At 68.7% G+C, this 25,465-nt stretch carries 17 protein-coding genes; 14 read left to right on the top strand and 3 right to left on the bottom strand.

Features of this window, described 5'->3' with window-relative positions; translation table 11 throughout:
- The 10 genes from AC1RJ9_RS26180 to AC1RJ9_RS26225 all read left to right on the top strand — a co-directional run bounded on the left by AC1RJ9_RS26180 (position 1) and on the right by AC1RJ9_RS26225 (position 15,242).
- Complete coding sequence (locus tag AC1RJ9_RS26180; protein WP_492841343.1) at positions 1-945, top strand: ABC transporter permease; 945 nt, start codon at positions 1-3, stop codon at positions 943-945.
- Complete coding sequence (locus AC1RJ9_RS26185) at positions 942-1,769, top strand: ABC transporter permease (protein WP_492841341.1); 828 nt, start codon at positions 942-944, stop codon at positions 1,767-1,769. The genes AC1RJ9_RS26180 and AC1RJ9_RS26185 overlap by 4 nt, the downstream gene beginning before the upstream one ends.
- Positions 1,766-3,397: a dipeptide ABC transporter ATP-binding protein gene (locus AC1RJ9_RS26190; protein WP_492841339.1), complete on the top strand. Its 1,632-nt coding sequence runs from the start codon at positions 1,766-1,768 to the stop codon at positions 3,395-3,397. The genes AC1RJ9_RS26185 and AC1RJ9_RS26190 overlap by 4 nt, the downstream gene beginning before the upstream one ends.
- A gap of 216 nt (positions 3,398-3,613) precedes the next feature.
- Positions 3,614-6,301: a TonB-dependent receptor gene (locus AC1RJ9_RS26195; protein ID WP_492841337.1), complete on the top strand. Its 2,688-nt coding sequence runs from the start codon at positions 3,614-3,616 to the stop codon at positions 6,299-6,301.
- Positions 6,302-6,399: 98 nt separating this feature from the next.
- Entirely contained in the window at positions 6,400-6,930 is a 531-nt protein-coding gene (locus tag AC1RJ9_RS26200; RefSeq protein WP_492841335.1) for an RNA polymerase sigma factor, read from the top strand.
- A gap of 4 nt (positions 6,931-6,934) precedes the next feature.
- Positions 6,935-7,909 (top strand): FecR family protein, encoded by a 975-nt coding sequence (locus AC1RJ9_RS26205; RefSeq protein WP_492841333.1) that lies wholly within the window; start codon positions 6,935-6,937, stop codon positions 7,907-7,909.
- 99 nt (positions 7,910-8,008) lie between these two features.
- Positions 8,009-9,853: a hypothetical protein gene (locus tag AC1RJ9_RS26210; protein ID WP_492841331.1), complete on the top strand. Its 1,845-nt coding sequence runs from the start codon at positions 8,009-8,011 to the stop codon at positions 9,851-9,853.
- 44 nt (positions 9,854-9,897) lie between these two features.
- Positions 9,898-12,717, top strand: coding sequence for a TonB-dependent receptor (locus AC1RJ9_RS26215; RefSeq protein ID WP_492841329.1), 2,820 nt, complete (start codon positions 9,898-9,900; stop codon positions 12,715-12,717).
- 196 nt (positions 12,718-12,913) lie between these two features.
- Positions 12,914-14,089, top strand: coding sequence for an alginate lyase family protein (locus AC1RJ9_RS26220; protein WP_492841327.1), 1,176 nt, complete (start codon positions 12,914-12,916; stop codon positions 14,087-14,089).
- A complete protein-coding gene (locus tag AC1RJ9_RS26225) occupies positions 14,082-15,242 on the top strand; it encodes an aldose epimerase family protein (RefSeq protein WP_492841325.1) in 1,161 nt (386 codons plus the stop codon). The genes AC1RJ9_RS26220 and AC1RJ9_RS26225 overlap by 8 nt, the downstream gene beginning before the upstream one ends.
- Before the next feature lie 34 nt (positions 15,243-15,276).
- Here AC1RJ9_RS26225 and AC1RJ9_RS26230 read toward each other — a convergent pair whose 3' ends face one another.
- The gene (locus tag AC1RJ9_RS26230) at positions 15,277-16,326 is read right to left on the bottom strand and encodes an arginine N-succinyltransferase (protein ID WP_492841323.1); all 1,050 of its coding nucleotides are present in this window, start codon (positions 16,324-16,326) and stop codon (positions 15,277-15,279) included.
- Positions 16,323-17,795: a serine hydrolase domain-containing protein gene (locus AC1RJ9_RS26235; RefSeq protein ID WP_492841321.1), complete on the bottom strand. Its 1,473-nt coding sequence runs from the start codon at positions 17,793-17,795 to the stop codon at positions 16,323-16,325. The genes AC1RJ9_RS26230 and AC1RJ9_RS26235 overlap by 4 nt, the downstream gene beginning before the upstream one ends.
- A 183-nt stretch (positions 17,796-17,978) precedes the next feature.
- On the opposite strand from AC1RJ9_RS26235, the gene AC1RJ9_RS26240 reads away from it, so the two are divergent.
- The 3 genes from AC1RJ9_RS26240 to AC1RJ9_RS26250 all read left to right on the top strand — a co-directional run bounded on the left by AC1RJ9_RS26240 (position 17,979) and on the right by AC1RJ9_RS26250 (position 22,829).
- The gene (locus tag AC1RJ9_RS26240; protein WP_492841319.1) at positions 17,979-19,253 is read left to right on the top strand and encodes a hydrolase; all 1,275 of its coding nucleotides are present in this window, start codon (positions 17,979-17,981) and stop codon (positions 19,251-19,253) included.
- Positions 19,254-19,263: 10 nt separating this feature from the next.
- On the top strand, positions 19,264-21,714 hold the full coding sequence (locus AC1RJ9_RS26245) for a PepSY domain-containing protein (RefSeq protein ID WP_492841317.1): 2,451 nt from the start codon (positions 19,264-19,266) through the stop codon (positions 21,712-21,714).
- A 65-nt stretch (positions 21,715-21,779) separates the two neighbouring features.
- Entirely contained in the window at positions 21,780-22,829 is a 1,050-nt protein-coding gene (locus AC1RJ9_RS26250; RefSeq protein WP_492841315.1) for a carbohydrate porin, read from the top strand.
- A 24-nt stretch (positions 22,830-22,853) separates the two neighbouring features.
- Here the strand turns inward: AC1RJ9_RS26250 and AC1RJ9_RS26255 are convergent, their stop codons facing one another.
- Positions 22,854-24,164 carry an MFS transporter gene (locus tag AC1RJ9_RS26255; RefSeq protein WP_492841313.1) on the bottom strand — a complete coding sequence of 437 codons (1,311 nt, stop codon included), beginning with the start codon at positions 24,162-24,164 and terminating at the stop codon, positions 22,854-22,856.
- Between the two features lie 104 nt (positions 24,165-24,268).
- Here AC1RJ9_RS26255 and AC1RJ9_RS26260 point away from each other — a divergent pair, with 104 nt between their 5' ends.
- Positions 24,269-25,462 carry a lactonase family protein gene (locus AC1RJ9_RS26260; RefSeq protein ID WP_492841311.1) on the top strand — a complete coding sequence of 398 codons (1,194 nt, stop codon included), beginning with the start codon at positions 24,269-24,271 and terminating at the stop codon, positions 25,460-25,462.
- Positions 25,463-25,465 lie beyond the last annotated feature (3 nt).

The following is a 25,465-nucleotide window of genomic DNA, read 5'->3' on the forward strand; positions in this document are numbered from 1 at the left end:
ATGCTCAGCTATATCCTCAAACGCCTGCTGCTGACTCTGCCGACCCTCCTGATGGTGGCCCTGGCGGTGTTCTTCCTGATCCGGCTGATCCCCGGGGATCCGGCCCTGGTCATGCTGGGCGACGCCGGCGACGCGGCCTCCCTGGCCGCGCTGCGTCAGGATCTGGGCCTGGACCAGCCGCTGCCGGTGCAGTTCCTCCTGTGGGTCGAGCATGCCCTGAGGGGTGATCTTGGCCACTCGATCCTGACTAGCGAACCGGTCTCCGTCTTGATCTGGCAACGCTTCCAGCTGACCGCGATCGTCGTCGTCGTGGCCGTCAGCGCCGCGACCGTGATCGCGGTGATCGCCGGCCTTGCGGCCGCCTGGCGGCGCGACACGCCGCTCGACTTGGCCGTGGTCGGCGCCGCGAGCCTGGTGCTGGCCGTGCCCAGCTTCTGGCTGGGCCTGATCCTGCTGCTGGTGTTCGGCCTCAAGCTCGGCTGGCTGCCGGTGGTCGGCTATGTGCCGTTCTCGGAGAGCGCGGTCGAGGCGGCGCTGTTCCTGGTGCTGCCGATCCTGACCCTGACCATCACCGAGAGCGGCGTGCTGACTCGCATGATGCGCTCCAGCGCCATCGACGTCCTGCGGCTGGAATATGTGACTCACGCCCGCGCCAAGGGGCTTTCGGAATTCACGGTGCTAAGCCGTCACGTGTTCCCCAACGCCTTCGCCCCGACCCTGACCCTGGTCGGCCTGATCCTGGGCCACCTGCTGGGCGGCATCGCGGTGATCGAGACCGTGTTCACCCTGCCGGGCCTGGGCCGCCTGATGGTCGATTCCATCCTCGGCCGGGACTACCCGGTCGTGCAGGGCTGCCTGCTGTTCACCGCCGTCGTCTACGTGGCCGTCAACCTCGTCGTCGATCTCTGCTATCCGCTCTTCGATCCGCGGGTGACCGCCCAATGAAACCCTCCGTGCTCTCCGGCGCCAAGCCCAACGCCGTCATCGGCGGTCTGCTGGTGGGCGGCCTGCTGGTCGTCGTCCTGCTCGGCTATGTCTGGACGCCCTACGATCCGATCGCCATCGACTTGGCCCACCCTCTGGCGCCGCCGTCCTGGACCCACTGGTTCGGCTCCGACGAGTTCGGCCGCGATGTGCTGAGCCGCGCCATGCTGGGCGCGCGGATCAGCGTCACCATCGCGCTGGGCGTCGTCGCCGCGGCCGTGATCGCCGGCACGCTGATCGGGGCGATCGCCGGCTTCCTGCGCGGCTGGGTCGACCGGGTGATCATGAGCGTCAACGACGCCATCCTGGCGTTTCCCGGCATGCTGCTGGCCCTGGCCCTGATCGCGGTGCTGGGCTCCAATCGCGGCAGCATCATCCTGGCGCTCAGCGTCGCCTACCTGCCCTCGATCGTGCGGGTGGTGCGCGGGGCGGTGCTGTCGATCCGCGAGCGCGAATATGTCGAGGCCTCCAAGGTGGTCGGCGACGGCGCCCTCTACACCATGGTCCGCCATGTGCTGCCCAACGCCCTGCCGCCGGTGGTGGTGCTGGCCACGAGCCTCTTTGGCTGGGTGGTGCTGTCGGAAAGCGCCCTCAGTTTCCTGGGCGTGGGGGTCCCGCCGCCCGCGCCGACCTGGGGCAACATGCTCAGCGCCGCCCGGCCTTACATGGAGAACGCCAGCTGGCTCAGCGTGACCCCGGGCGTTTGCATCGCCCTGACCCTGCTGGGCGTCAATTTGCTGGGCGACGCCTTGCGTGACCGCCTCGACCCTCGGAGGGACGCATGACCGCCGCGACGCCGCTGCTGCGGCTTTCCAACCTGCGCATCGAGGCCAATGTCCATCCGCGCGCGCGGCCGCGCCCGCCGCTGCTGGAGGGCTTGAGCCTGGACCTGGCCGAAGGCCAGGTGCTGGCCATCGTCGGCGAGTCCGGCAGCGGCAAGACCATGGCCGCGCGGGCCGTGCTCGACCTGCTGGTGCCGGGCGTGCGCCGGACGGGCGGGTCGATCCAGCTGTCGGGCCGGGAACTGACCGCCCTGTCGCCCGACCAGATGAGGGCCGTGCGCGGCGGCGACATCGGCATGGTGTTCCAGGAGCCGATGGTCTCGCTGAACCCGGCCATCCCCATTGGCAAGCAACTGGCCGAGGGTCTGCGCCTGCACCGCAAGCTGCCCGAGGCCGAGATCCGCCGCCAATGCCTGGAGATGCTGCGCCGGGTCCAGATCGCCGATCCGGAAAAGTGCCTGGCCGCCTATCCGCACGAGTTCTCCGGCGGCATGCGCCAGCGGATCATGCTGGCCTCGGTCATGCTGCTCAAACCCCGCCTGCTGATCGCCGACGAGCCGACCACGGCGCTGGACACGCTGAGTCAGCGCGAGGTGCTGGAGCTGATGGTCGAGCTGGCGCGGGACTATAGGGTCGCCGTTCTCCTCATCACCCACGACCTGGGCCTGGTCGCCAAGTACGCCGAGAAGGTGGTGGTGCTGGAGAAGGGCAAGCTGGTCGAGGCCGGCGACACCCGCCAGGTGCTGACCGCGCCCGAGCATCCCTACACTCAGCGCCTGGTCGGCTCGCTGCCGCGCCGGTCGGACGGCCGCCAGGCCCTGGCGCCCGACGCGCCGGTGCTGTTGTCGGTCAAGGGCTGCTGCATCGACTACGCCGGCAAGCCGGGCCTGCTATGGGCCGGGCCGCCCAAGCGCGTCGTCCATGGCGTGGATGTGGCCGTCCGCGCCGGCGAGATCCTCGCCGTCGTCGGGGCCAGCGGCTCCGGCAAATCGACGCTCGGGCGGGCCATGCTGGGTCTCAAGCCGATCGCCGAGGGGGCCGTGACCTTCGATGGCGTCGACATCGCCAGGATGCGCCCCGAACAGATGCGCGCGTTTCGTCGCGACGCCCAGCTGGTGTTCCAGGACCCGTTCTCCTCTCTGGATCCGCGCTGGCGAGTGGGCCAGATCATCGCCGCGGCGCTGCGCAATGTTCCGGGCCTCGACGCGCGCCAACGCCACGAGCGGGTGGAGCGCATCCTGGAGGAGGTGGGCCTGGGCGGCTTCGCCGACCGTCATCCCCATCAGATGTCCGGCGGTCAGCGCCAGCGGGTGGCCATCGCCCGCGCCGTGGTCTCGCAACCGCGCCTGGTGATCGCCGACGAACCGGTCTCGGCTCTGGACATGACAATCCAGCTTCAGGTGCTCGATCTCTTCCAGGCCCTGCAGGCCCAGTACGGCTTCGCCTGCGTGTTCATCACCCACGACCTGGCGGTCGTCGAGCAGATCGCCGACACCGTGCTGGTGCTGTCGCAGGGCAGGGTGGTCGAGATCGGGACGGTCGAGGCGGTCTTCGCCGCGCCCCAGCACGCCTACACCCAAGCGCTGCTGGCGGCCACGCCGACCTTGGCGGCTGTTGCGCTCGCGGGTTGACGACCGGCGCTCGCGCGGGTCTTCAATGACCAAGCGGCTCTTGGCGCAGCGGCCCGTTGCCGTCGTGAGGCTGAGGCGGGTGAACCGATCGTCGCGGCGCTCGCCACGGGGATGGCGCCGGGGCGGAGCACAAGCTACTGGCGTCATAAAGAGAATGGGCCGCGCGTTTTGGATCGCGCGCCGAGCAGGCGGAGATCCGCAATTGGGGAGGTCGGCATGTTTCCGCAGGCGTTCCGCGCTCGTCGCCTGGGGTGCGTGGGAGGGCTCCTGGCCCTGGCCGCGCTCGTCCCCGCGCACGCGCTCGCGGAACAGGCGGCGGCCAATTTCGACCAGGACGCTTCCAGCCTCGGCCTCGCCCTGCAGCGGTTCGGTCAAGCCACCGGCTTGCAGTTGCTCTACGCTCCAGACCTGACCGCCGACCAGCGCGCGCCGGCCCTGCGCGGCCGCATGAGTCCCGAGCGCGCGCTGAGCGCCTTGCTGGCTCGCACCGATCTTGCCTTTCGCAAGACCCCCTCGGGCGTCATCGTCATCGACCGTGTCATGCCGGCGGCGCGGCGGGAGCGGGAGCCTTCGCCCGTCGTCCGCCAGGCCCAGGAGGTCGAGCCGGTCGTTGGCCTGGAGGCGGTGGTCGTCACCTCGGGCAAGCGGGTCGAGACCCTGAGCCGCTCCGACGCCTCGGTGCAGGCGCTGTCCAGCCAGACGATGGACCGCGCCGGCGTGCGCGACTTCGACGACCTGACCAAGCTGGCTCCGACCCTGACGATCTCGAAGACCACCCAGCCGGGCAACAACAGCATCAATGTCCGGGGCGTGGGCACCTATTCCTATTCGATCGGCGCCGAGCCCAGCGTGGTGGTGGTGATCGACGACGTTCCGCAGGCCTTTCAGGCCATGGCCTTCACCGCCCTGGCCGACGTGCGGCAGGTCGAGATCCTGCGCGGCCCCCAGAGCACCCTGTTCGGCAAGTCGGCCTCGGCGGGCGTCATCTACATCACCACCAACCCGGCCAGCGACGTCTTCGCCGCCCGGGCCGAGACCATGGTTACCGACGATCACGAGCGGCGGCTGGGGGCCAGCATCACCGGGCCGATCAGCGACGACCTCAAGTTCCGGGTCTCGGCCGCCTATGGCCGCTATCGCGGCAACGTCTTCAACCTGGCGACCCGGCAGTGGCTGAACGGCCAGTCGGACGTCAATCTGCGGGGCAAGCTGGTTTGGACGCCGGGTGACAACTGGACCCTCGCGCTCTCGCCCTACTACACGCGCTCGCAGTCCTCGTGCTGCGTCGGGGCCGACACGTACATCTCGCCCAAGGCCACGCTCAGCCGGGCCGCGCTGCCGCGCGAGGTGGTGCTGCGCGGCATCGTGCCGGGGCCCGACAACCACTTCGCGCGCTACGACACCAACGCCCGCGGCAACGGCGCGGACAAGGGCGTCACCGCGAGGATGGGCGGAGCGATCGGCTCGTGGCGGCTGACCGCGATCTCGTCGCTGGACCGCTACTCTCTCTACGACCGCCAGGACACCGACGCGACGGACCTCGACTACAGCCTCTACGCGCCGCAAGCCCCGCGCGGCGGCTCGTCGAACGGTGGCTATTTCCGCATCCGATCGGAAAGCCAGGAGGTCCGCTTGAACAGCCCGACAGGCGGACGCTGGGACTATGTCGCTGGCGTCTACGTCGGGCGGACACGCTCGGAGCGCGCCTTCGTGCGGGGCTCCAACACCCTTGGCGACTACAACGGGCTGCCGGCCCTGCCGACGACCAATAGCACGGCCTATGCGAGCTACGTCGCGCGCGCCTTCAGTCGGACGATGGCGGTGTTCGGGCAGGGGGCTTACGCCGTCAACGACCGGGTTTCGGTCCTGTCGGGTCTGCGCCTCAGTCACGACAACATCGGCTACCGGTTCGACGACCTCGGCAATGGCGTCACCTATGGCGCGCCGCGCTGCTCGCGCGCCAGCCCAACCCTGCCGATCGACACCTGCCACAGCGATACCGCGCTCAGTGGGCGTATCGGCCTTCAGGGCAAGGTCGCCTCGGGCGTCACGACCTACGTCACCTATTCGACGGGCTACAAGGGCAGGGCCTACGACCTGACCAGCAGCTTGACCACGCGCACGCTGCTCACCTCCGGTCCCTATGCCGGTAAGCCCGTGGCCGACGCCATCGCCGCCCAGCAGCCGATCGCTTCGGAGACCGTCGGCAGCTATGAGGCCGGCCTTCGAGTCGTTTCGCCGGATCGCAACCTCAGCTTCAATATGACAGCCTATCAGGAGCGGTTTTCCGGCTTTCAGGTGCAGAGCCGTGACGACGTGACGGGCTTCAACGTGCTCAACAGCATCGGAGGCATGCGCGCCGAGGGGATCGAGAGCGAGTTCAGCGCTCAGCTCAGTGACCGGCTGACCCTGGGCGGCGCGGCCGCCTACAGCCGGGCGATCATGACCGACTTCGACGCCGCGCCTTGCTATTTCGGTCAGAGCGCCGGGCAAGGCTGTGTGGGCGGCAAGCAGGACCTCAGCGGCAAGACCCTGTTCAACGCCCCGCGCTGGTCGCTCACCCTCAACACCCTCTACCGCAAGCCCCTGGCCGGCGACCGGCTGCTGGAGGCCAATCTCGGCTACCGCTGGCGCTCGCGCGTAATCTACAGTCTGCTGCAGGATCCGGCCTCGGTCGAGCCAGCCTATGGCGTGCTGGACGCCTCGGTCGGGGTGAGCGGGGAGGGGTGGCGCCTCACCGGCTTCGTCAGCAATATCTTGGACGAACGCTTCGCCGTGACCCGGGGCCGGGACGTGCAGTGGAACCTCATCGGCGCCGACGGCCAGCCAGCCATAGCCACGCACTGGAAGCCCGCGCGCGACAGCGGCCGCCATGTTGGCCTGCGCCTGGCCGTGAACTACTGAGATTGGGCGCGTGCGCCTTGAGGACTTCGCCCGCTGGCGCGTCGGAACAGGATAGGCGCGGCGTAGACCCGCGCGCCCCGGAGGAAACGTTCTAGGCCATGGCCGCGCAGCCTAAACTCGATCCGCGCGAGCAGGCTTTTCTCGAGCGCCTGTCGGCAGCCTATCGCGGGCCGCTGATCGCCTATTTCGAGCGCCGCGTGCGCTCGCGTGACGAGGCCGAGGACCTGACGCAGGAGGTGTTCCTGCGCCTGGTGCGGCTGCCGGACGGGGCGGTGATCGACAATCCCGAGGCGTTCGTCTTCCGCACGGCGGTCAACCTGCTGCGTGACCGCTCGCGGCGGCGGAAGACTTTCCGCAGCCACCTCGACGAGACCGAACTTCGCCAAGACCGCTTTGAGGGTATTTCTCCCGAGCGCGTCTTAGGAGATAGGCAGGCCTTGCAGGCGGCGATGCGGCGACTGTCCGAACTGGACGAGCGCACGCGCGACGCCTTCATCCTGCACCGGCTGGAAGGCTGGAAACATGCCGAGATCGCCCGAGCCTTCGGCGTTTCCGTCAGTTCGGTCGAAAAGTACATCATCAAGGCCCTGGCGCACCTGATGCGCGGGGCCGATCCGTTCCAGAGCTAGGCCCGTGTCCGATCCGCCGCGACAGACCCTGATCGACGAGACCGCCGCGGGCTGGGCCGCGCGCCGGCTGGGCGGGGCCGCGTCCGACAAGGCCGGTTTCACGCGCTGGCTGGCCGAGGATCCCGCGCACGAAGAGGCCTATGCCCGCGCCGAGACGGTCTGGCGTCTGATGGGCGAGGGGGGCGGGACCGATGGCCTGCTGGCCATGCGCCGCGAGGCTCTGCAGCGCGCCCGCGCCGGGCGATCCGGTTGGAGCCGCCGGGCGGTCGCCGCCGGGGTGGCCGCCGCCATCGCCGCGCCGGTCGGCGGCTTGTGGTGGATGCGCCACCGGGGGCGGCAGGGCGAACTCTTCCAGACGGCGCTGGGCGAGCAGCGCACCCTGACCCTGTCTGACGGCAGCCGGGTGACCCTGGACGCCTTGAGCGTCATGCGCGTTCGCTACACTGCCGCCGCGCGGTCGATCGACCTCGTGCAGGGCAGGGGCTATTTCGAGGTCGCCCACGACACCAGCCGGCCGCTGCGGGTCCATGCCGGTCCACGCACGGTGACGGCCGTCGGCACCGCCTTCTCGGTCCGCCGCGAGCCGGGCGAGACCATGGTCGTCCTGGCGGAGGGCAAGGTCGCCGTCAGCGATCACGAGAGCCCGGTGACCCTAGCCGTCCTGGCGCCGGGTCAGTCGATGCTGCTGGTCGACGGCATGGGCGCGAGCCAGCCGGTGACGACCGCGCTCGACCAGGCTCTGGCCTGGCGCCGTGGCCAGTTGGTGTTCGACAACGTCGCCCTGGCCGATGCGGCGGCCGAGATGAACCGCTACTCGACCTTGCAAGTGGTGGTCGCCGATCCCCGCCTGCGGACCTTTCGGATCAGCGGCACGTTCCTCGCTGGCGAAAGCCGCGCCTTCGTCGAGGCGATCCAGTCCTACTTCCCCGTGCGGACCCGAAACACCGACACGACCGTCGAACTGCTGGCGGCCCCGTAAAAAAGTTTCGCTTTTCATTGAGGGTCCCGCCGGGAGGCGCGTCGGAACGGTCAAGAGCAAGGCCGGAATGGCCACTCGGGGAGGACTGTCGACTTGTATATGACACCGGTTACCAGCCTTTGGATCGCAGCTTTGTTGCTGGGCTCGGGTTTCGCCGCCCATGCCGGCGAGGCTCCGACCGCCATTCCGGCCTACGACGTCACGGTCCGCGATCGCATCCAGCCCCAGACCGAGCAACTGCTGTTGAAGCTGGTCAAGGACGGCCGCAAATTGGAGCTGGACGGTACGCCGGTGTTCAACGGCAGCGACAAGTTCCTGCCGGGCAAGATCGCGCTGGGCCTGGTCGACTTCCTGGTCACCCTGCCGGACAACGATCCGCGCCTGCCGACCTACCTGGCCGACTTCCGCAAGATCGCCAAGCTGACGGCCGACGACGCCAATGACAGCTGGGGCGCCTACTACTACCTGTCGGCGCTGAACAAGCTGCGCGAGGCCGGCCGGCTGAAGGACGCCGTCGACCCTCTGACCCTGGCCAAGCTGCGCGTGCGTCTCGACTGGCGGATGTTCGTCGACGTCGACACCTACCAGCTGATCGACCACCCCAATAACTACTACTGCGTGGCCTTCGCCATCGCCCGCCTGCGCACGCGCATGGGCTGGGACGACGGCGCGCCGGCCGAGAAGCTCTACGCCAAGATCGCCGAGCACTACGAGCTCTACTCCGGACAGTACGGCTTCGCCGACGAGACAGATGGGGAAGGGCGCTTCGACCGTTACAGCGTTTTGCTGGCCGGCGAGATCGCCCAGCGCTTCATCGAGACCGGTGGCAAGCCGCCGCAACAGGTTCTCACATGGCTGCGCAAGTCCGCCGATGTGATGCTGATGCGCCTGGACGCCGAGGGCAGGGGCTTCGAATACGGCCGCAGCATCGGGCCCTATGGCGAGACGGCGATCATCGAGGTGCTGACCGCCGCGGCGGTGCTGGATCTGCTGACCCCGCGGGAAAAGGACCTCGCCTATGCCTATTCGGCTCGCGCCGCCCAGCGCTACGCCGAGTTCTGGCAGGACCCCAAGACCGGTTCGGTGAACCTTTGGGATGGCGGCCGCCGCACCGACGACTATCGCGGCAAGTTCCGCATCCTGGGCGAGAACCTCTCGCTGGCCCACCAGTACGCCTACACCAGCGCCCACTGGGCCCGCATGGGCTATGGCGGCAAGGCCCCGGCGGCCGACTGGGCCAAGGGCCTTGCGACCCTGCCGCGCCGGCAGGTGACCTGGTTCCAGCGCGGCGACTACGACCGCCTGCTGGTCACCGTCCGCGACGGCGATCGGCTGATCAGCCTGCCGGTGATCAACGGCGGCGAGAGCCAGCACATGCACAATCCGTATTTCCCGATCCCGTTCTCGCCGGGGATGCTGTCGGGTTCGCCGGATGGCGTCGCGCCGTTCCTGACCCCGCGCCTGACCCTGGACGATGGCTCGGCCCTGATGCCGCTGGCCTATTTCAAGGACGTCAAGGTCGAGGCCAAGGGCGCCAAGACCACCGTCTCCTGGCGTCAGGACGAGTTGGACAGGATGGGCGAGCGCGCCCCGGTCGCCGACAAGCGCGTCTCTGTGAAGACGACCTACGTGCTGGAGCCAGGCCACATCACCCGCACCGACGTCTTCACCCCGGCCGCCGGCGTGAAGGTCAAGGAGATCGAGCTGCAGTTCGGCTCGTTCTCGGGCGGCCCGAAGCAGGCCGGCGCCACCACCACCTTCACCGAAGGGGCGGCCCGCCGCTTCACCGTCGAAGGCCTGAAATCCTGCGAGTCCGGCCCTGTCGGCCAGGACAAGGAATACCGATCCGCCACGGGCGCCATGACGACCAAGGTCGTCTGCCAGGGCGCCCCGACGGGTCCAGCGACGCCTTTCAAGATCACCTGGCGTCTGGACTACCGCTGAGGGGAGGACCTCGGCGCGACAAACAAAAAAGGAAGGGGAAACCTATGAAATCAACGTTCTATCGTAGCCTGCTGCTGAGCGCGGCCATCATCCTGCCGGCCCAGGCCCTGGCTCAGACCGCCCCCGCGACGCCGCCCGCGGACGACACCATCGACGCGATCGTCGTCACCTCGGCGCGCGCCACCCAGCGCAGCTCGATCGAGACCAAGCGCACCGCCAGCGTCATTGTCGACGGCATCGTCAATGACGAGATCGGCGCCCTGCCGGACAACTCGGTGGGCGACACGCTGGAGCGCATCACCGGCGTCACCGCCGACCGCTTCAAGGGCAACGCCAACGAGCTCAGCGTCCGGGGTCTGGGTCCCGCGCTCAGTTTCTCGACCTTCAACGGCCGCGAGGTCTCGACCGCAGGTCCCGACCGCTCGGTGGCCTTCCAGCAGTTCCCGTCGGAACTGGTCAATGGCGTGCTGGTCTACAAGAGCCAGCAGGCCGACTTCCTGGACGGCGGCATCGCCGGCGTGATCGAGCTGAAGTCGATCCGACCCATCGACTACGGCAGACGCCGCATCCAGATGGAAGTGCGCGGCGCCTACTTGCCCAAGGACGATGATATCCGCGGCCATAACGGCCTCGGCTACCGTGGCAACGTCTCCTATACCGACAGCTTCGACACCAAGTTCGGCGAGATGGGCGTCAGCCTGGGGTATCAGCGCCTGGATCAGGCCACGCCCGAGGATTACTACATCACCAACTCGGCCTTCGTGCCGTGCGCCACCTACGCGGCGGCGCCGGGCTCGGCGACGACCAATTGCTCGAACGCCACGACCGCGCCGACCGGCTCGACGATCGGTCCGCGCTACTTCGCCACCAGCTCGCGCACCTTCCAGTCCAAGGTCACGGACGAGAAGCGCGAAGCGCTGATGGGCACGTTCCAGTGGAAGCCGACCTCGAACCTCGACATCAGCATCGACGGCCAGTACTCGACCCGCAAGAGCGGCGAATACCGCAACCAGCTGGCCATCACCGAGGCCCTGCGCGGCGTCCAGCCGCTGATCGTCGGCGGCCAGTCGAACGACTTCAGCGACGGCGCGCTGATGAAGTACAGCGGCAACTCCAACCTTGAGATCCAGGTCGAGGACCGTCAGCGCAACGAGAAGTACATCGGCGGCGGCGGCGCGGTCACCTGGACCCCCACGGATCGCCTGACGATCAGCGGCGACCTGTCCTACTCCCAATCGCACCGCACCGAACTGCAAAAGGCCACCAACATGCGCTCCAAGTCGCGCGTGGCCTATACGCTGGACGCCACGACCGACGAGGTTCCCTCGGTCACCTTCACGAACTTCGACGTCAACGATCCGGCCAACTTCCTGATCGGCGCGCCGACCAGCAACAGCAACTATGCGCGCTATCGCCTCGTCACCGACCGCTTCGACAAGATCGGCGCGGTGCGGGCCGACGTGACCTACGACTTGGGCGACGGCTTTTTCCAGAGCATCAAGGTCGGCGGCCGGCTGTCGGATCACCGCCGGACCCAGGACGCCAACAACAATAGCGACCTGGCCATCCCCGTCACCTATGACGGCCGCACCCCGACCCAGCTGGTCGCCGACGCCAACGCCAACTGCCGCGTGCCGTTCTCGACGTCCGACTTCATGGACGGCAAGACCAACCTGAAGTCCTGGGCGCTGTTCGACAACGACTGCCTGTTCCGCACCTATAGGGGCAAGGACAAGGTCGACCTGCCGTCGAACGCGCCCGGTCCGGAAGACTCGAACATCCGTGAGCGGATCAACACCGCCTACGTCATGACCAACTTCCGCACCCAGCTGGGCGACACGCCGGTCTCCGGCAACGCGGGCGTCCGCTACGTCCGCACCCGCGTGCTGTCGAAGGGCTTCCGCGGCGAGCTGACAGTGACGCCGTCGGTCGGCGGCGCGGCCGCGACCGTGGTCCGCACGCCGGGCACGCCGCTGCAGGAGATCGAGGGCACGGGGGGCTACGAGTATTTCTTGCCCAGCGTCAACGTCGCCTTCGACCTGACCGATATCGTGAAGCTGCGCTTGGCCGGCTACAAGGCCCTGTCGCGCTCGGGCATCGAGGACTTCAACGTGGGCATCACGCCTGGCGTCGACGCCAACGCGACCACGGTGCAGGGCGTCCTGGCCAACAGCACCACCGGCAATCCGAACCTCAAGCCGATCCGTGGCTGGAATCTGGACGCCTCGCTGGAGTTCTACATCAACCGCGACACCTCGTTCGCCGTCGCCACCTACTACAAGTGGCTGAAAGGCGCCTCGTTCGACGCCCAGGAGCCGCGCGAGACCAGCATCGTCGCCAACGGCCAACTGGTGACCTTCAACGCCATCGCGCCGGCCAACGATCCCGCGACCCGCGACCTCTACGGGATCGAGTTCTCGGGCAACCACGCGTTCAGCTATCTGCCGGGAATCCTCAGCGGGTTCGGCGTGCAGGGCAGCTTCGCGATCACCGAGGCCAATTTCGAGATCCCCGATCCCTCGACCGTCGCCCCCTACACGGACATGGCCAACCTCACGGGCCTCTCCAAGTACACGGGCAACGGCTCGGTTTACTGGGAGAACGAAAAGCTCTCGCTACGCGCCTCGTATCGTTACCGTTCGAGCTACTTCAAGCCCAACAGCAACACCAACCGCAGCGCCAAGGGCTCGGGCTATCTGAACCTGTCGGCCTCCTACGACCTGACCAAGCAAGTGCAACTGAAGCTCCAGGCCCTGAACGTCACCAACACCCGGGACGTGATGTACAAGGCCGGCGAGGACTCGATCACCGAGGTCTCGGACAATGGGCCGCAAATCTACGCCGGGGTTCGTCTGCGATTCTGATCCAACGCGATCCGGCGGGTTCTTCATTCATCCCCGCCGGACCGACGACTGTCCCGCCGCGTCGTCGCGGTCCGTCGACCATCAGGACTCCCCAATCGCCTCCCAAGCGCGGATTTCCTGACCGACGGATGATCCCCGGGCCGAGCCCCGGGGGCGCGGGACCCTTTTATTCCCTCGTTGCCGTTCGGAGCGGTTCATGAACCGACGCGATTTCTTCCTCGGGACGGGCCTGGCCCTGGCGGCGTTTGGCGGCGCGACGGCGGCGCCGCTCGACATCGCCGCCGTCGATCGCGCACGCATCCTGCAGGCCGCCGACCGCCACCTGGCCGAGGCGCCGGCGACGATCACCGCTTTCGCCGCGCGGCGCAGCCCTGGCGGCCGACACGACTACTATTCCGAAGCCGACTACTGGTGGCCCGATCCGGCCCATCCCAAGGGTCCGTATATCCGCAGGGACGGCTATTCCAATCCCGACAAGTTCACCGCCCACCGCGACGCGGTGATCCGGCTGGGCGTCCAATTGCCGGCCCTGGCGGCGGCCTACAAGGTGACCCGGGACGCCCGCTACGCCGAGCACGCCGAGAAGCACTTGCGGGCCTGGTTCGTCGCGCCCGACACCCGGATGAACCCGAACCTGGAGCACGCCCAGGCCATCATCGGCGTCAACACGGGCCGGGGTATCGGCGTCATCGACACCCTGCACCTGGTCGAGGTGGCGAGGGCGGTCTCGGTGCTAGGGGCGACGCGGCCCGAGCTCGGCGTCTATGCTCCGACCATCGCCTGGTTCGACGCCTACCTGACCTGGCTGACCACCTCTCCGAACGGCGTCGACGAGCGCGACCAGAAGAACAACCATGGCACATGTTGGGCGCTGCAGGCGGCCGTGTTCGCGCAACTGACGGATCGCAAGGTCGAACTGGATGTGGCGCGCCGCAGGATCAAGGCGCTGGTTCCCGGCCAGATCGCCGCCGACGGCTCCCAGCCGCTGGAGCTGGCCCGCACCAAGCCCTACGGCTACTGCCTGTTCAACCTGGATGTCCTGGCCGCCTGCGCCCACGTGATGTCGACGCCGGGCGACGATCTCTGGACCTTCAAGGGCGCGCCGGACACAGGTTTGGGTGGCGGGTCGATCGCCGACGCCCTGGCCTACATGGCCCCGTTCGTCGCTGACAAGAAGACCTGGCCTAGGCCCGCCGACGTCGAGGCCTGGGACGGCTGGCCCGTCCGCCAGCCCAGCCTGCTGTTCGGCGGCCTGGCGCTAAGGCGGAAAGACTATCTGGACCTCTGGAAGAAGCTCGACCCCGACCCGACCGATGCTGAGATCATTCGCAATTATCCGCTTCGTCAGCCGGTGCTCTGGACCGATGTCTGATCTCGTCTCCCACGAAAGCCGCACGGGCGCGGCGGCGGCTCTGATCGCTCTGATCGTCCTGATCGCCGGCGCCGGCGGGGCCCGCGCCGCCGAGGTCCGCCGTCTGCCGTTCGGCAAGACCAAGGCCGGCGTGGCCGTGGTCAAGACCGTGCTGCGCAACGACCTGGGCATGAGTGTCGCGGCCATCGACTACGGCGCCACCCTGACCGCGATCGAGACGCCCGACCGCCAGGGCAAGTTCGCCAATGTCGTGCTGAACCGGCCCGACATCGGCGCGTATGAGACCAACCAGCGCCGGTACGGCGCGGTGATCGGTCGCTATGCCGGCCGTGTCACCGACGCGCGCTTCACCTTGGACGGCCAGACCCACCAGCTTGAGGCGGGGCGCAACAACATGACCCTGCACGGCGGCTCACGGGGCTACGACAAGCGATTGTGGTCTAGCCAGGTCGTCTCGGACGGTCAGTCGGTCGGCGTCCGCTTCAGCCTGCTCAGCCCGGCGGGCGACCAGGGCTTCCCCGGGACGCTGCGGCTGACGGTGACCTACCGTCTGATGCGCAAGTCCAACGCGCTGCGCATCGAATATGTCGCCTGGACCAGCGCGCCGACCGTGGTCAATTTCACCAACCACGCCTTCTTCAACCTGGCCGGAGCCGGGGCCGGGGCGAGCGCCGTGGCGGATCACCGCGTCCAGATCGACGCCGACCGCTACGCCGAGGTCGACGCCCGCAAGGCCCCAACCGGCAAGCTGCCTTCGGTGGCGGGCACGGTTCTGGACTTCCGATCGCCACGACGGGTGGGCGACGTGCTGCGTCTCGACGATCCGCTGCTGGCCGCGTCGAACGGCTTCGACCACAGCCTCGTCCTGCGCGACGCCATGGCGACCGCTCCGGTTTCGGCCGGCTGGATCGAAGATCCCGCCAGCGGTCGCCGCATGACGGTGCTGACCACCGAGCCCTCCATTCAATTCAACAGCGGCAACGGGTTCGACGGCGGTGAGACCGGTTCGGAGGGCGTGGCCTATCCCCGCCACGCCGGCCTGGCGTTCGAGACCCAGCACCTGCCTGACAGTCCCAACCAGGCGACGTTCCCTCCGACGGTGCTGCGGCCCGGGACCCCGTTTCGATCGACGACCATCCTGCGCTTCTCCTGAACCCAAGGGGGCCGAAGTCGCTCAAAGGCGCAAGTCACATCCCATCGGCTCGGGCGCGGCGTTCGCGGCCGGGCGCGATACGGACCTGAACGCCAAGGTCGACCCGCAAGGCGCGTCGGGCCGTCTCGTCGATGGCGACCTCGCCAGCCGCGGCGCGGGCGCGGGTCTCCACGACGCGGAAGTCCTCAAGGTGCGTGTTCGAGACCAGCCAGGGCGAGGTCTCGCCCGCGGTGGTCCTCGCGACCTGGACCGAACGGCTGTCCTGCACTGTGCGGATCTTGTCGCGCGCGGCATGCACCTGGGGGCCGCCGTCAAAGACATCGACATGGGCCTCGTAGCGGAAGTCCTCGTCCATAAGCATCGCCATGGCCTTGGCGCTGACGGCGTGAGCCCGGCCGATAGCCTGGCGCGCCGCCTCTGGAAGCAGGGCGGTGTAGATGGGCTGCTTGGGCATCAGGTCGGCGATGAACCCCGCGCCCTCGACCGCGCTGAGACGGTCGGCCTCTTCGAACGGCAGGTCGAAGAAGCGCGCGCCGATCGCGTCCCAGAACGGGCTACGTCCGTCCGCATCCTGCCAGCCGCGCATTTCGGCCATGACCCGGTCCGCGAACAGCTGCGGAAAGGCGGCGATCAGCATGTAGCGGCTACGGGCCAACAGGCGGCCGGCGCTGGTCCCGCGCAGCTCCGGTCGGATCGCCAGGGAGCCGACCTCGGTAGCCCCGGTATAGTCGTTGCTCAGCGTCAGCAACTCGACGTCGACCCGGCGACCTAGAAGGTCCGAACGCTGCACCAGCTTGGTGAGCTTGTAGGAGAAGAAACCGTGGCGCTCGCCGATGCAGGGATAGACCGCCGAGATTCCCAGGACGCGGCCGTCGGTAAGGTCCTCCAGCACCAGAACGTGCTGGCGGTCGTCGGTCTCCTGGCCGGCGAAGGTGCGTTCCGAGCACGCGATCTTGTGGGCCAGAACCGCCGCGTCCGGGGGCAGGGTGGTCATGCCGGGACCCAGGGCCCGGGCCAGGTCCAGCAGCGGATCCAGGTCGGCGGCCCGCGCGGCGCGGACCACCCAGGCGGGCGGGGCGGTCATTGTGGCTCGAGGCTCCGGTCGGCGGTCCCCGCCAGCTCCGGCCAGGCCAGGGCCCCGGAATTGACGTTGACGGTGCGGGTAAGCGTCAGGCGCTCGCCCTCGAAGCGGCACCAGACGGTGTCGCGAAAGGCGGTGTCGGGAAAGATCCAGGTCAGGCGCGTGGTGGTCTCGTTGATCTGTTCGGCGCCCGCCAGCACCCGCGCGCCTTGCAGGGCGTAGCCGTGATGCAGGTCGCGGCCCGGCATGTCGGTGACTCCCGCGATCCAGGTCCGGCGCCCCGCCGCGATCACATGCTCGCCCGCTGTGTCGACGAGGGTGAAAACGCACGCGTCCTTGTGGAAATCCAGCCGAACCGTCCGCGCCCCGACAGGATTGTCCTCCAAGCGGTAGGTGACGCCGTCCACCAAACGGGGCGTGTTGGCGCGCACGGAGTTGAGCGGTCTTGGGCGATGCAGATCCGACAGGACCGCATCCAGCGCCGCGTCGCCTTCCGCCGAGCCGCCGTTGAAGGCCTCGGGCATCCAGCGATCGATGAAGGGCGCGATCTTCTCGCTGCCGTCGATCGCGCCGACCACGACCAGGGTGGCGCCCGCCTCTGGGAAGACTGTCGCCATCTGTACGAAGAGGCCCAGGGCGCTGTAGCTGCCGTCGGGGCGCACCACCCAGTGGTAGCCATAGCCGCCGTCGCCATAAGCTCTTGTGGCGCGCGCCACCCAGTCGGCCGGCAGCAATCGCCGCCCGTTCCAGACGCCATTCTGCGCGTGCAGCGCGCCGATCTTCAGCAGGTCGACGGGCTTGAAGGTCAGGCCGTTGCCGCCCGGATTGATGCCGTCCGAACCGATGTCCCACTGTTCGTCGGCGATCCCCAGCGGCTCGAACAGTCGCGGCTTGAGATAGTCGTGGAGGGTCAGCCCGGTTGTGCGCGACAGGATCGCGGCCAGCATGTAGCTGGCCGCGCTGGTGTAGACATAGGCGCCGCCCGGCGGGTGCGTGATGGGAATGCCGAAGAACTTGGCGATCCAGCTTTCGCTGCTGCCGCGCCAGAGGGCGCCGGAAGTCTCGGCCGCATGCCCCGTGCGCATGGTCAGCAGGTCTTCCACCGTCATCGCCGCCAGCTTTTCGTCCACGACGGGCGGCAGGTGCTCGGGGAAAAACGACACCACCTTGTCGTTCAACGCAAAACGGCCTTCCTCCAGAGCCAGGCCGATAGCGCAGGCCGTGACGCTTTTGGCCACCGAATGCATCACCCGCGGGGTGTCGGTCCGGTAGGGCCACCAGGCCGCGTCGACGGCCACATGGCCGTGACGATGCAACATCACCGCATGCAGCTCTAGGCCCGCCTCCAACGCCTCGCGCACGAAGCCGGCGATCTTGGCGCCGTCAACGCCCACGGTCGAAGGGCGCGCCCGGGGCAGGCCGTCGACCGCGACCGCCGCTTCCGTCGCGGAGCTATCGGAAATGAGCGCCATTCACCCCAGCCTGAAAGTCTCGCGGCGACGACCGATCGACGCAAAAAGTACCGTTGGCGAAAGTCGATACGGTTGACCGGAGCAGGCGTCAATGATTTTGTATTTATGCAAGCAAAAAGACGAAACGACCTTCTGAGTCGGCGCCTTTGCGTTTCTTGGCCTTGCTGTCGGGGGGAGTACGGGGTGACGAACGACAACCACGAGGCGCGCGCGGCCAGGCCCGTTGAAGCCGAAGATCGCTTCATGCTCGACCGCTTGGCGCGGGATGGGGCAGCGCTCGTCGAACGCGCCACGACGTGGTGCGGCGTCAACTCCGGCAGCCGGAACCTCGAGGGCCTGGCGATCCAGGCCGACCTGCTGGTCGACGCGCTAGAGGTCTTGCCTGGGGAGGTGACGCGCTCGCCTCTGGGCCACACCCTCGAAGTCGCCGCCGACGGCGCCGAGCGCCGTCAGGCCAATGGCGAGGCGCTGCTTCTGACCGTGCGGTCGCATGCGCCCGTCCAGGTGATCCTGACAGGCCACTACGACACGGTGTTCCCGGCCGACACCGCCTTCAGGCACGTGGTCTCGCGCGACGACGGGGCCCTGAACGGGCCAGGCATAGCCGACATGAAGGGCGGGATCAGCGTCATGCTGGGCGCCCTGGCCGTCTTCGAGCGTCATTCGCTGGCGCATGCGGTCGGCTACCGCGTCCTGCTGTCGCCCGACGAGGAAACCGGATCAATCGCCTCGGCGCCGCTGCTGGCCAAGATCGGTCGGCTTGGTCACGTGGGCATGACCTACGAGCCGGCCATGGATGATGGCGGGTTGGCCGGCGCCCGCAAGGGCTCCGGCAATTTCCACATCGTGGTCCGCGGTCGCGCCGCTCATGCCGGTCGTGACTTCGACAAGGGTCGCAACGCCATCGTCGCGGCCATGGCCATCGGCCAGGCGCTGGCCGCGCTGAACGGCCGGCGGGAGGGCGTCACCGTCAACCTGGCCAAGATCGACGGCGGCGGGGCCCCCAACATCGTGCCGGACCTGGCGATCCTGCGGTTCAATGCCCGCTTCCCCGACGCCGCCGCGCAGGCCTGGCTGGAGGCGGGGATCGACGAGGCTCTCGAGGTCGGGCGGGGCGAGGGGCTGAGCGTCGAGCGCCACGGCGGTGTCACCCGCCCCGCCAAACCGCTCAACCCGGCCCAGGAGCGGCTTTTGAACGCGGTGCGCGAGACCGGTGCGATGCTGGGCCAGCCGATCGCCTGGAAGGCGTCCGGCGGCGTGTGCGAAGGCAACAACCTGTTCGCCGCGGGCCTGCCCAACGTCGACACCCTTGGCGTGCGCGGCGGCGACATCCACAGCCCGGCCGAGTTCGCTCGACCCGAGAGCTTCGTCGAGCGCGCGCAGCTCTCGGCCCTGCTGCTGGCCCGGCTGGCGCGCGGCGAGATCGACGCCCCGGCGCTGCGCGCCGCCATGACCTAGGCGCTGTCGCATGCTGAAGGAACTGATCCGCCAGATTCATTGGGCGCTAGGCGTCACCCTCGGGCTGGTGCTGACGGTGATGGGCGTCACCGGGACGATCACCGCGTTCGACGATGAGATTCTGAGAGCTCTGGACCGCGGCGTGATCCAGGTCGCGCCCCGGCAGGCGCCATCCCTGTCGCCCGACGCCCTCTTGGCGCGCTTCGCCGCCCAGCGCCCCGGAGCCAAGCCGACCCTGCTGACCCTGCAAGGCGAACCGGGCGGCTCGGCGCGGGTCACCTTCGTCCCCGCCGGCCGCCCCAAGGACTCCACGGCTCCGCCCGAGAAACTGTACCTGGATCCCTATGACGGCCGCGTGCTGGGTCAGGCGCGGGGCGAGGCGTTCTTCGCCCGGATTCTGCTGCTGCATCGGGTGCTGCTGCTGCCGGGCGGGAGCGAAGGGCCCGGGCGGCAGGTCACCGGGGCGGCGGCCCTGGCCCTGCTGTTCTTCGTGATCTCGGGGATCTATCTGCGTTGGCCAAGATCGGCCGCCCGCTGGCGCGCCTGGCTGACCTTCGATCCGCGCCAGCGCGGCCGGGCCCTGTGGCGAGGCCTGCACGCGACGGTCGGGACGTGGGTGGCCCTGGCCTATCTGCTGAGCGCGGTCAGCGGCCTCAGTTTCTCCTACGATGGGTGGCGCGACGGGCTGTCTCGCCTGCTGACCGGCCAGGCTCCGCCCGCCAAAACCGCCGAGTTGACCAAGGCGGCCCGGAAGACGAGCGGCAAGGACGGGGCGGCGGTCAAGAAACTCGGCCGTCCGTCGCTGGACAGGGCCTGGGCCGGCATGAAGGCGATCAATGGCGGCCGCTTCGACAGCGCCATCGTCACCATTCCCAAGGACGCCAAGGCGACGGTGCGAATCCGCTACCTCGACCTCGGCGCGCCGCACAACCGCGCCTTCAACGAGCTTCAGCTCGACCCCACGACCGGGGCGGCGCGCAAGGTCACGCGGTTCGACGATCTGCCCCTGGGCCGCAAGCTGATGCAGGCCATGGTCGCGGTGCACCGGGGCGCGTTCTTCGGCCTGCCGGGACGGATCCTGGTCATGACCGCGGCGGCCCTGCTGCCGGGGTTCTTCATCACCGGCTGGCTACTTTATCTCGACCGCCGCCGCGGAGGGCGGGCCGCGCGGGTCCTGGCCAAGGCCGCCAAGCGCCAGGAGCGGCGGGCCGGCGGCGAGGAGATCCTGGTGGCCTTCGCCAGCCAGACCGGCACGGCCGAGCAACTGGCCTGGCGAACGGCCGCGGCCCTGGTCGAGGGCGGCCGCGTGGCGCGCGTGGCGTCCCTGGCCAGTCTCGACGCCGACGCTCTGGCGCGCGCCGACCTCCTGCTGGTGGTGGCCGCGACCTATGGCGAGGGCGAGCCGCCGGACGCGGCGCGCGCCTTCGTGCGCAAGCTCATGGATCGGCCGCTCGACCTGTCGCGGCTGAGTCACGCGGTCCTGGCCCTGGGCGACAGCGCCCATGCCGATTTCTGCGCGTTCGGGCGACGACTGGACGCATGGCTGACGGCTAGCGGCTCGCGAGCCGTGTCCGCCCCCATCGCGGTCGACGGCGGGGAGCGCGACCATCTCGCCCTGGCCCGCTGGCGCGACGTTCTGGCGGCTCTGGGCGCGGCGGCGCCCGCCGAGACCTGGAGCGCCGACCACCACGAGCCTTGGATCCTGACCGCGCGGGAGCACCTCAACCCAGGCTCGCCCGGCGGCGAGACCTGGCGGGTGGTCCTGACCCCGCCCGATCCGGCGCGCCTGGTCTGGACGGCCGGTGACATCGCCGAGGTGGTCGCCAGGGCTCCGGACGGGGACGACCGAGGCCCCGCGCCCCGCGACTACTCGATCGCCAGCCTGCCGTCCGAAGGCCACGTGGAGCTTCTCGTGCGCCAGTCGGTGCTGCCCGATGGGCGGCTGGGTCTGGCCTCGGGCTGGCTGACCCGGCACGCGCCCCTTGGCTCCAGCATGCCGATGCGCCTGCGCGCCAACACCAACTTCCATCCGCCGCGCCAAGCCCGGCCGATGATCCTGATCGGGGCCGGCACGGGCCTGGCGGGCCTGCGCGGTCATCTGGCCCATCGGGCCGAGCGAAACCTGACCCCGACTTGGCTGATATTTGGCGAACGCTCGCCTCGCGCCGACCGCTACTACGCCGACGCGTTGGAGGCCTGGCTGGCGTCAGGCGTCCTGAGGCGCCTGGACCGGGTGTTCTCGCGCGAGGATCAGCGCCGGGAGGGACCTCGCTATGTGCAGGACATCCTGGCTCAGAACCCTGACGCGGTGCGCCAGTGGGTCGACGACGACGCGGCGATCTTCGTCTGCGGAGGCCTTGCCATGGCCGCCGCCGTGGATCGCGTTCTGGCGAACATTCTCGGGCGGGAGCGTCTCGATGACCTTGCCGCCGCCGGGCGCTATCGGAGGGATATCTATTGAGCCGTCATCCTGCGCGAAGGCGGAAGGCCAAGCCCTGCCGGCGCACGGTCTTTGGATTGGCCGCGGTGTCCGCGGCCCTGCCCATCGGCGAAGCCGCCTGGGCGCGGGAGGGCGAGGTCTGGAAGAGTCAGGCGGCCTATACGGCGGATCTTGTCGTCACGCCCAACGGACCGGGGCGCGCCTGGGCCCTGGACAATCTGGACCTGACCGGCGACCTCGATCTCGACGCTCTGGCGGGCCTTGGCGACGCCGTCTTCCACGCGGGTCTCCTGGTCAACGCCGGCGGCCAGCCCGACGCCGCGCTCGGGACGCTGGAAGGACTCGACAATATCGAGGTGACGCGGCCGCGCACCCGTCTGTTCGAGGCCTGGCTGCAACAGGATTTCGGCGCGGGGCGAGGATCGGTGCGCGCCGGACTCTACGACCTCAACAGCGAATTCTACGCCACGTCGGCCTCCGACCAACTGATCCATCCCGCGTTCGGGATCGGCACGGAGTTGTCGGCGACCGGATCGGCGGGGCCTTCAATCTTTCCCTCGACGGCGCTGGCGGTGCGGCTTCGCTGGGAGGACGAGGACAAGCGCTATGTCCAGGCGGCTATCATAGACGCCAAGGCCGGGACGCTGGGCGATCCCGGCGGCGTCGACCTCGGGTTCGCCCAAGGGGCGTTGGGCATCGTCCAGCTCGGCGGGGGCGACCGCGGGCGTTGGGCGGTGGGGGTCTGGCGCTACGGTTTTGAGCGCGACGACACCGGAACGCCGCGCGCGCGGGGGATCTACGGCCTGTTCGAGCGTGACCTGACCTCGGACAATGGCCGGGGGATCACCCTGTTCGTCCGCGGCGGCGCGAGCGCCGGCCACGCACCGGTCGCCGTGTCCCTGCAGGCCGGAGCGACCAAAAGCGGCGTCTGGGCCAGCCGCCTCGACAGCCGCCTGTCGGTCGGCTTTCACTACGCCAAGGCCCGCGGCGAGGGGAGCGAGGTCGGCCTCGAGGCGGCCTATGCCGACAAGATCGCGCCGCGGATGACCCTGCAGCCCGGCCTGCAGCTTATCGCCGCGCCGGGCGGGCGGTCCATCGCCATCGCCTCCCTCCGGCTCATCGTTGAAGCCTGGTGAGACGGGAGACCGTAGGCGCCAGGATCAGGTTCGCCCTTCGTCGGCGCTGGTGTTCAGCCGCGCCGCGGCGGTCATGGCGAAGGCGACCAGCGTCAGGACGGCCAGGAACAGCAGGCCCTTAGCCGGGTCGCCGGTGCGCGTCTTGACCCAACCCAAGGCAAAGGGACCCGCAAAGCCGCCCAGGTTGCCGATCGAATTGATCACCGCCACCGAGACCGCCGCCGACGAGCGGGTCAGGAACAGCCCGGGCAGCGACCAGAACGGCGACTTGAAGGCGTAGAGACCGGTCAGGGCCAGGGTCAGCAGCACCATCGACAGGACGATGTCGCGGGTCAGAACCGTGGCGGACAGGGCCAGGCCCGCCACCAGTAGGGGCAGGGCCGAATGCCAACGTCGCTCGCCGGTGCGGTCGGAGTTCTTCGACCATAGCACCATGGCCACGGTGGAGACCGCATAGGGCGCGGCCGAGACCAGGCCGATCTGGAAGGCGGTGAGGCTCTTGGACAGATGCTTGACGATCTGCGGGGCCCAGTAGCCGATCCCGAGATTGCCGCACTGGTAGATGAAATAGATCACCGACAGATAGAGAACGCCGGGCGCCAGCATGGTCTTGAGCGTTCCCAAATGCTTGACCTGGCCGCGCTGGGCGTGATCGGCCTCGATCTCGGCGTTCAGCCAGTCGCGCTCCTCGGGCGTCAGCCACTTGGCGTCCTTGGGGCGGTCGGTCAGCAGCCAGTAAGCGCAGACCCCGCCGACGATCGCTGGCGCACCCTCCAGGAAGATCATCCAGCGCCAGCCGCCAAACCCTAGGACCTCGTCCATCCGCTCCATGATCAGGGTGCTCAGCGGCGCGCCCAGGAGATAGGAGGCGGGGATGGCGGCCAGGAAGAAGGCGACCGTCGCGGCCTGCTCCTTGGAGCGCACCCAATAGGTCAGATAGACGATGATGCCGGGGAAAAAGCCGGCTTCCGCGACGCCGAGCAGAAAGCGCAGGACGTAGAGCTGCGCGGCGTTCTGGACGAAGGCGGTCAGGACCGACACCGCGCCCCAAGTCAGCAGGATCCGGGCGATCCAGATTCTGGGGCCGAACCGGTTGAGGGCGAGGTTGCTGGGCACCTCGAACAGGAAATAGCCCAGGAAGAACACGCCGGCGGCGAAGCCGAACGCCTCGCTGGTCAGGGCCAGGTCGTGGTTCATCTGCAGGGCCGCGTAGCCGATGTTGGCCCGGTCCAGATACGAGATCATGTAGAGCACGAAACAGGCGGGGATCAGTCGCCAGAACACCTTGCGCGTGGTGCGGGTCTCTAGCGCCCGCGCCGCCTCGTCCTGCTGCATCGCTCGTCTCCCAACGTTGATTGTCGTGGGGCGTCGTCGCCCTCTTTCCAGCGCAGGATTGAACTATTATAGATAGAAATACAATAACGATCCGGAGCCAGCCCGTGCCGCCATCGATCCAAGCCGACGTCTTGGCCGCGCCCAGCCGGCGCGGCGTGGTCGCGGGGCTTGGCATGGGCCTGGTGGCCGGATCCAGCGCCGTGGCGCGGGAAGGAAAGGCGAAGGGGATGACGAGCTATCTGGCCTATGTGGGCGCGCGCACCTCGCGCGAGCGCAACGCCCGGGGCGACGGGATCAATGTCTACCGGGTCGACGCGGCCAGCGGCGCCTGGACTCACCTGCAACAGGTCGGCGGCTTGGTGAACCCCTCGTTCCTGGCCTTCGATCGCACCGGCTCGAGCCTCTACGCCGTGCATGGTGACCAGACCGAGGTCAGCGCCTTCCGGGTCGGGACGGGCGGTCATCTAACGGCGATCAATCGCCGTTCCGCCGGCGGTAAGAATCCAGTGCACCTGGCCATCGACGCCACCAATCGCTGGCTGGTGGTCGCCAACCACGTCACCTCGAGCTTGGCGGTGCTGCCGCGCGGCGAGGACGGGGCGCTGGGCGAACTCGTCGACCTGGTCGCTCTGTCGGGGCCGATCGGCCCCCACCGCGTCGAGCAACCCTTCTCCAAGCCGCACCAGGTGGTCTTCGACCCGTCCAATCGCTTCCTGGCCGTGCCCGACAAGGGCCTGGACCGCACCTTCGTGTTCCGGCTGGATCCGGCCTCGGGCAAGTTGACGGCGATCGAGGCGCCGCCGGCTCTGTCGCGCGAGGGCGCCGGCCCGCGCCACATCGCCTTCCATCCGGACGGAAGGCTGGCCTACGTCATCAATGAGCTGGACTCCACCATCTCGGCTCTACGGTTCGACCCGGCGAGCGGCGCCCTGACCCCGTTCCAGATCGTCTCCAGCCTGCCCGACAGCTTCGTGGGCGCCAGCAGGGGCGCGGAGATCGAGGTCTCGGCCGACGGCCGCTTCGTCTACGCCTCCAATCGCGGCCACGACAGCCTGGCCGTGTTCGCCATCGATCCCGCCGACGGACGTCTGTCCCCGATTGAATGGCGCGCAAGCGGCGGCAAGACCCCGCGCTTCTTCGCCTTGGCGCCAGATCGCCGATTCCTGTTCGCGGCCAGCGAAGATAGCGACCTCATCATGCCGTTCGCCGTCCATCGGAAGTCCGGCCGCCTGACCCCATCAGGCCCGCCGGTCAAGGTCGGCAGCCCGGTCTGCATCGTCTTCCGCGGCCAGGCCTGACCT

This window comes from Caulobacter sp. GW822-FHT07D08 (assembly GCF_058798735.1).

What these genes read in the sequence shown, in the direction of transcription:
- AC1RJ9_RS26180 (WP_492841343.1), top strand. Translation starts at nt 1, where the DNA reads ATGCTCAGCTATATCCTCAAACGCCTGCTGCTGACTCTGCCGACCCTC.
- AC1RJ9_RS26185 (WP_492841341.1), top strand. Translation starts at nt 942, where the DNA reads ATGAAACCCTCCGTGCTCTCCGGCGCCAAGCCCAACGCCGTCATCGGC.
- AC1RJ9_RS26190 (WP_492841339.1), top strand. Translation starts at nt 1,766, where the DNA reads ATGACCGCCGCGACGCCGCTGCTGCGGCTTTCCAACCTGCGCATCGAG.
- AC1RJ9_RS26195 (WP_492841337.1), top strand. Translation starts at nt 3,614, where the DNA reads ATGTTTCCGCAGGCGTTCCGCGCTCGTCGCCTGGGGTGCGTGGGAGGG.
- AC1RJ9_RS26200 (WP_492841335.1), top strand. Translation starts at nt 6,400, where the DNA reads ATGGCCGCGCAGCCTAAACTCGATCCGCGCGAGCAGGCTTTTCTCGAG.
- AC1RJ9_RS26210 (WP_492841331.1), top strand. Translation starts at nt 8,009, where the DNA reads ATGACACCGGTTACCAGCCTTTGGATCGCAGCTTTGTTGCTGGGCTCG.
- AC1RJ9_RS26215 (WP_492841329.1), top strand. Translation starts at nt 9,898, where the DNA reads ATGAAATCAACGTTCTATCGTAGCCTGCTGCTGAGCGCGGCCATCATC.
- AC1RJ9_RS26220 (WP_492841327.1), top strand. Translation starts at nt 12,914, where the DNA reads ATGAACCGACGCGATTTCTTCCTCGGGACGGGCCTGGCCCTGGCGGCG.
- AC1RJ9_RS26225 (WP_492841325.1), top strand. Translation starts at nt 14,082, where the DNA reads ATGTCTGATCTCGTCTCCCACGAAAGCCGCACGGGCGCGGCGGCGGCT.
- AC1RJ9_RS26230 (WP_492841323.1), bottom strand. Translation starts at nt 16,326, where the DNA reads ATGACCGCCCCGCCCGCCTGGGTGGTCCGCGCCGCGCGGGCCGCCGAC.
- AC1RJ9_RS26235 (WP_492841321.1), bottom strand. Translation starts at nt 17,795, where the DNA reads ATGGCGCTCATTTCCGATAGCTCCGCGACGGAAGCGGCGGTCGCGGTC.
- AC1RJ9_RS26245 (WP_492841317.1), top strand. Translation starts at nt 19,264, where the DNA reads ATGCTGAAGGAACTGATCCGCCAGATTCATTGGGCGCTAGGCGTCACC.
- AC1RJ9_RS26255 (WP_492841313.1), bottom strand. Translation starts at nt 24,164, where the DNA reads ATGCAGCAGGACGAGGCGGCGCGGGCGCTAGAGACCCGCACCACGCGC.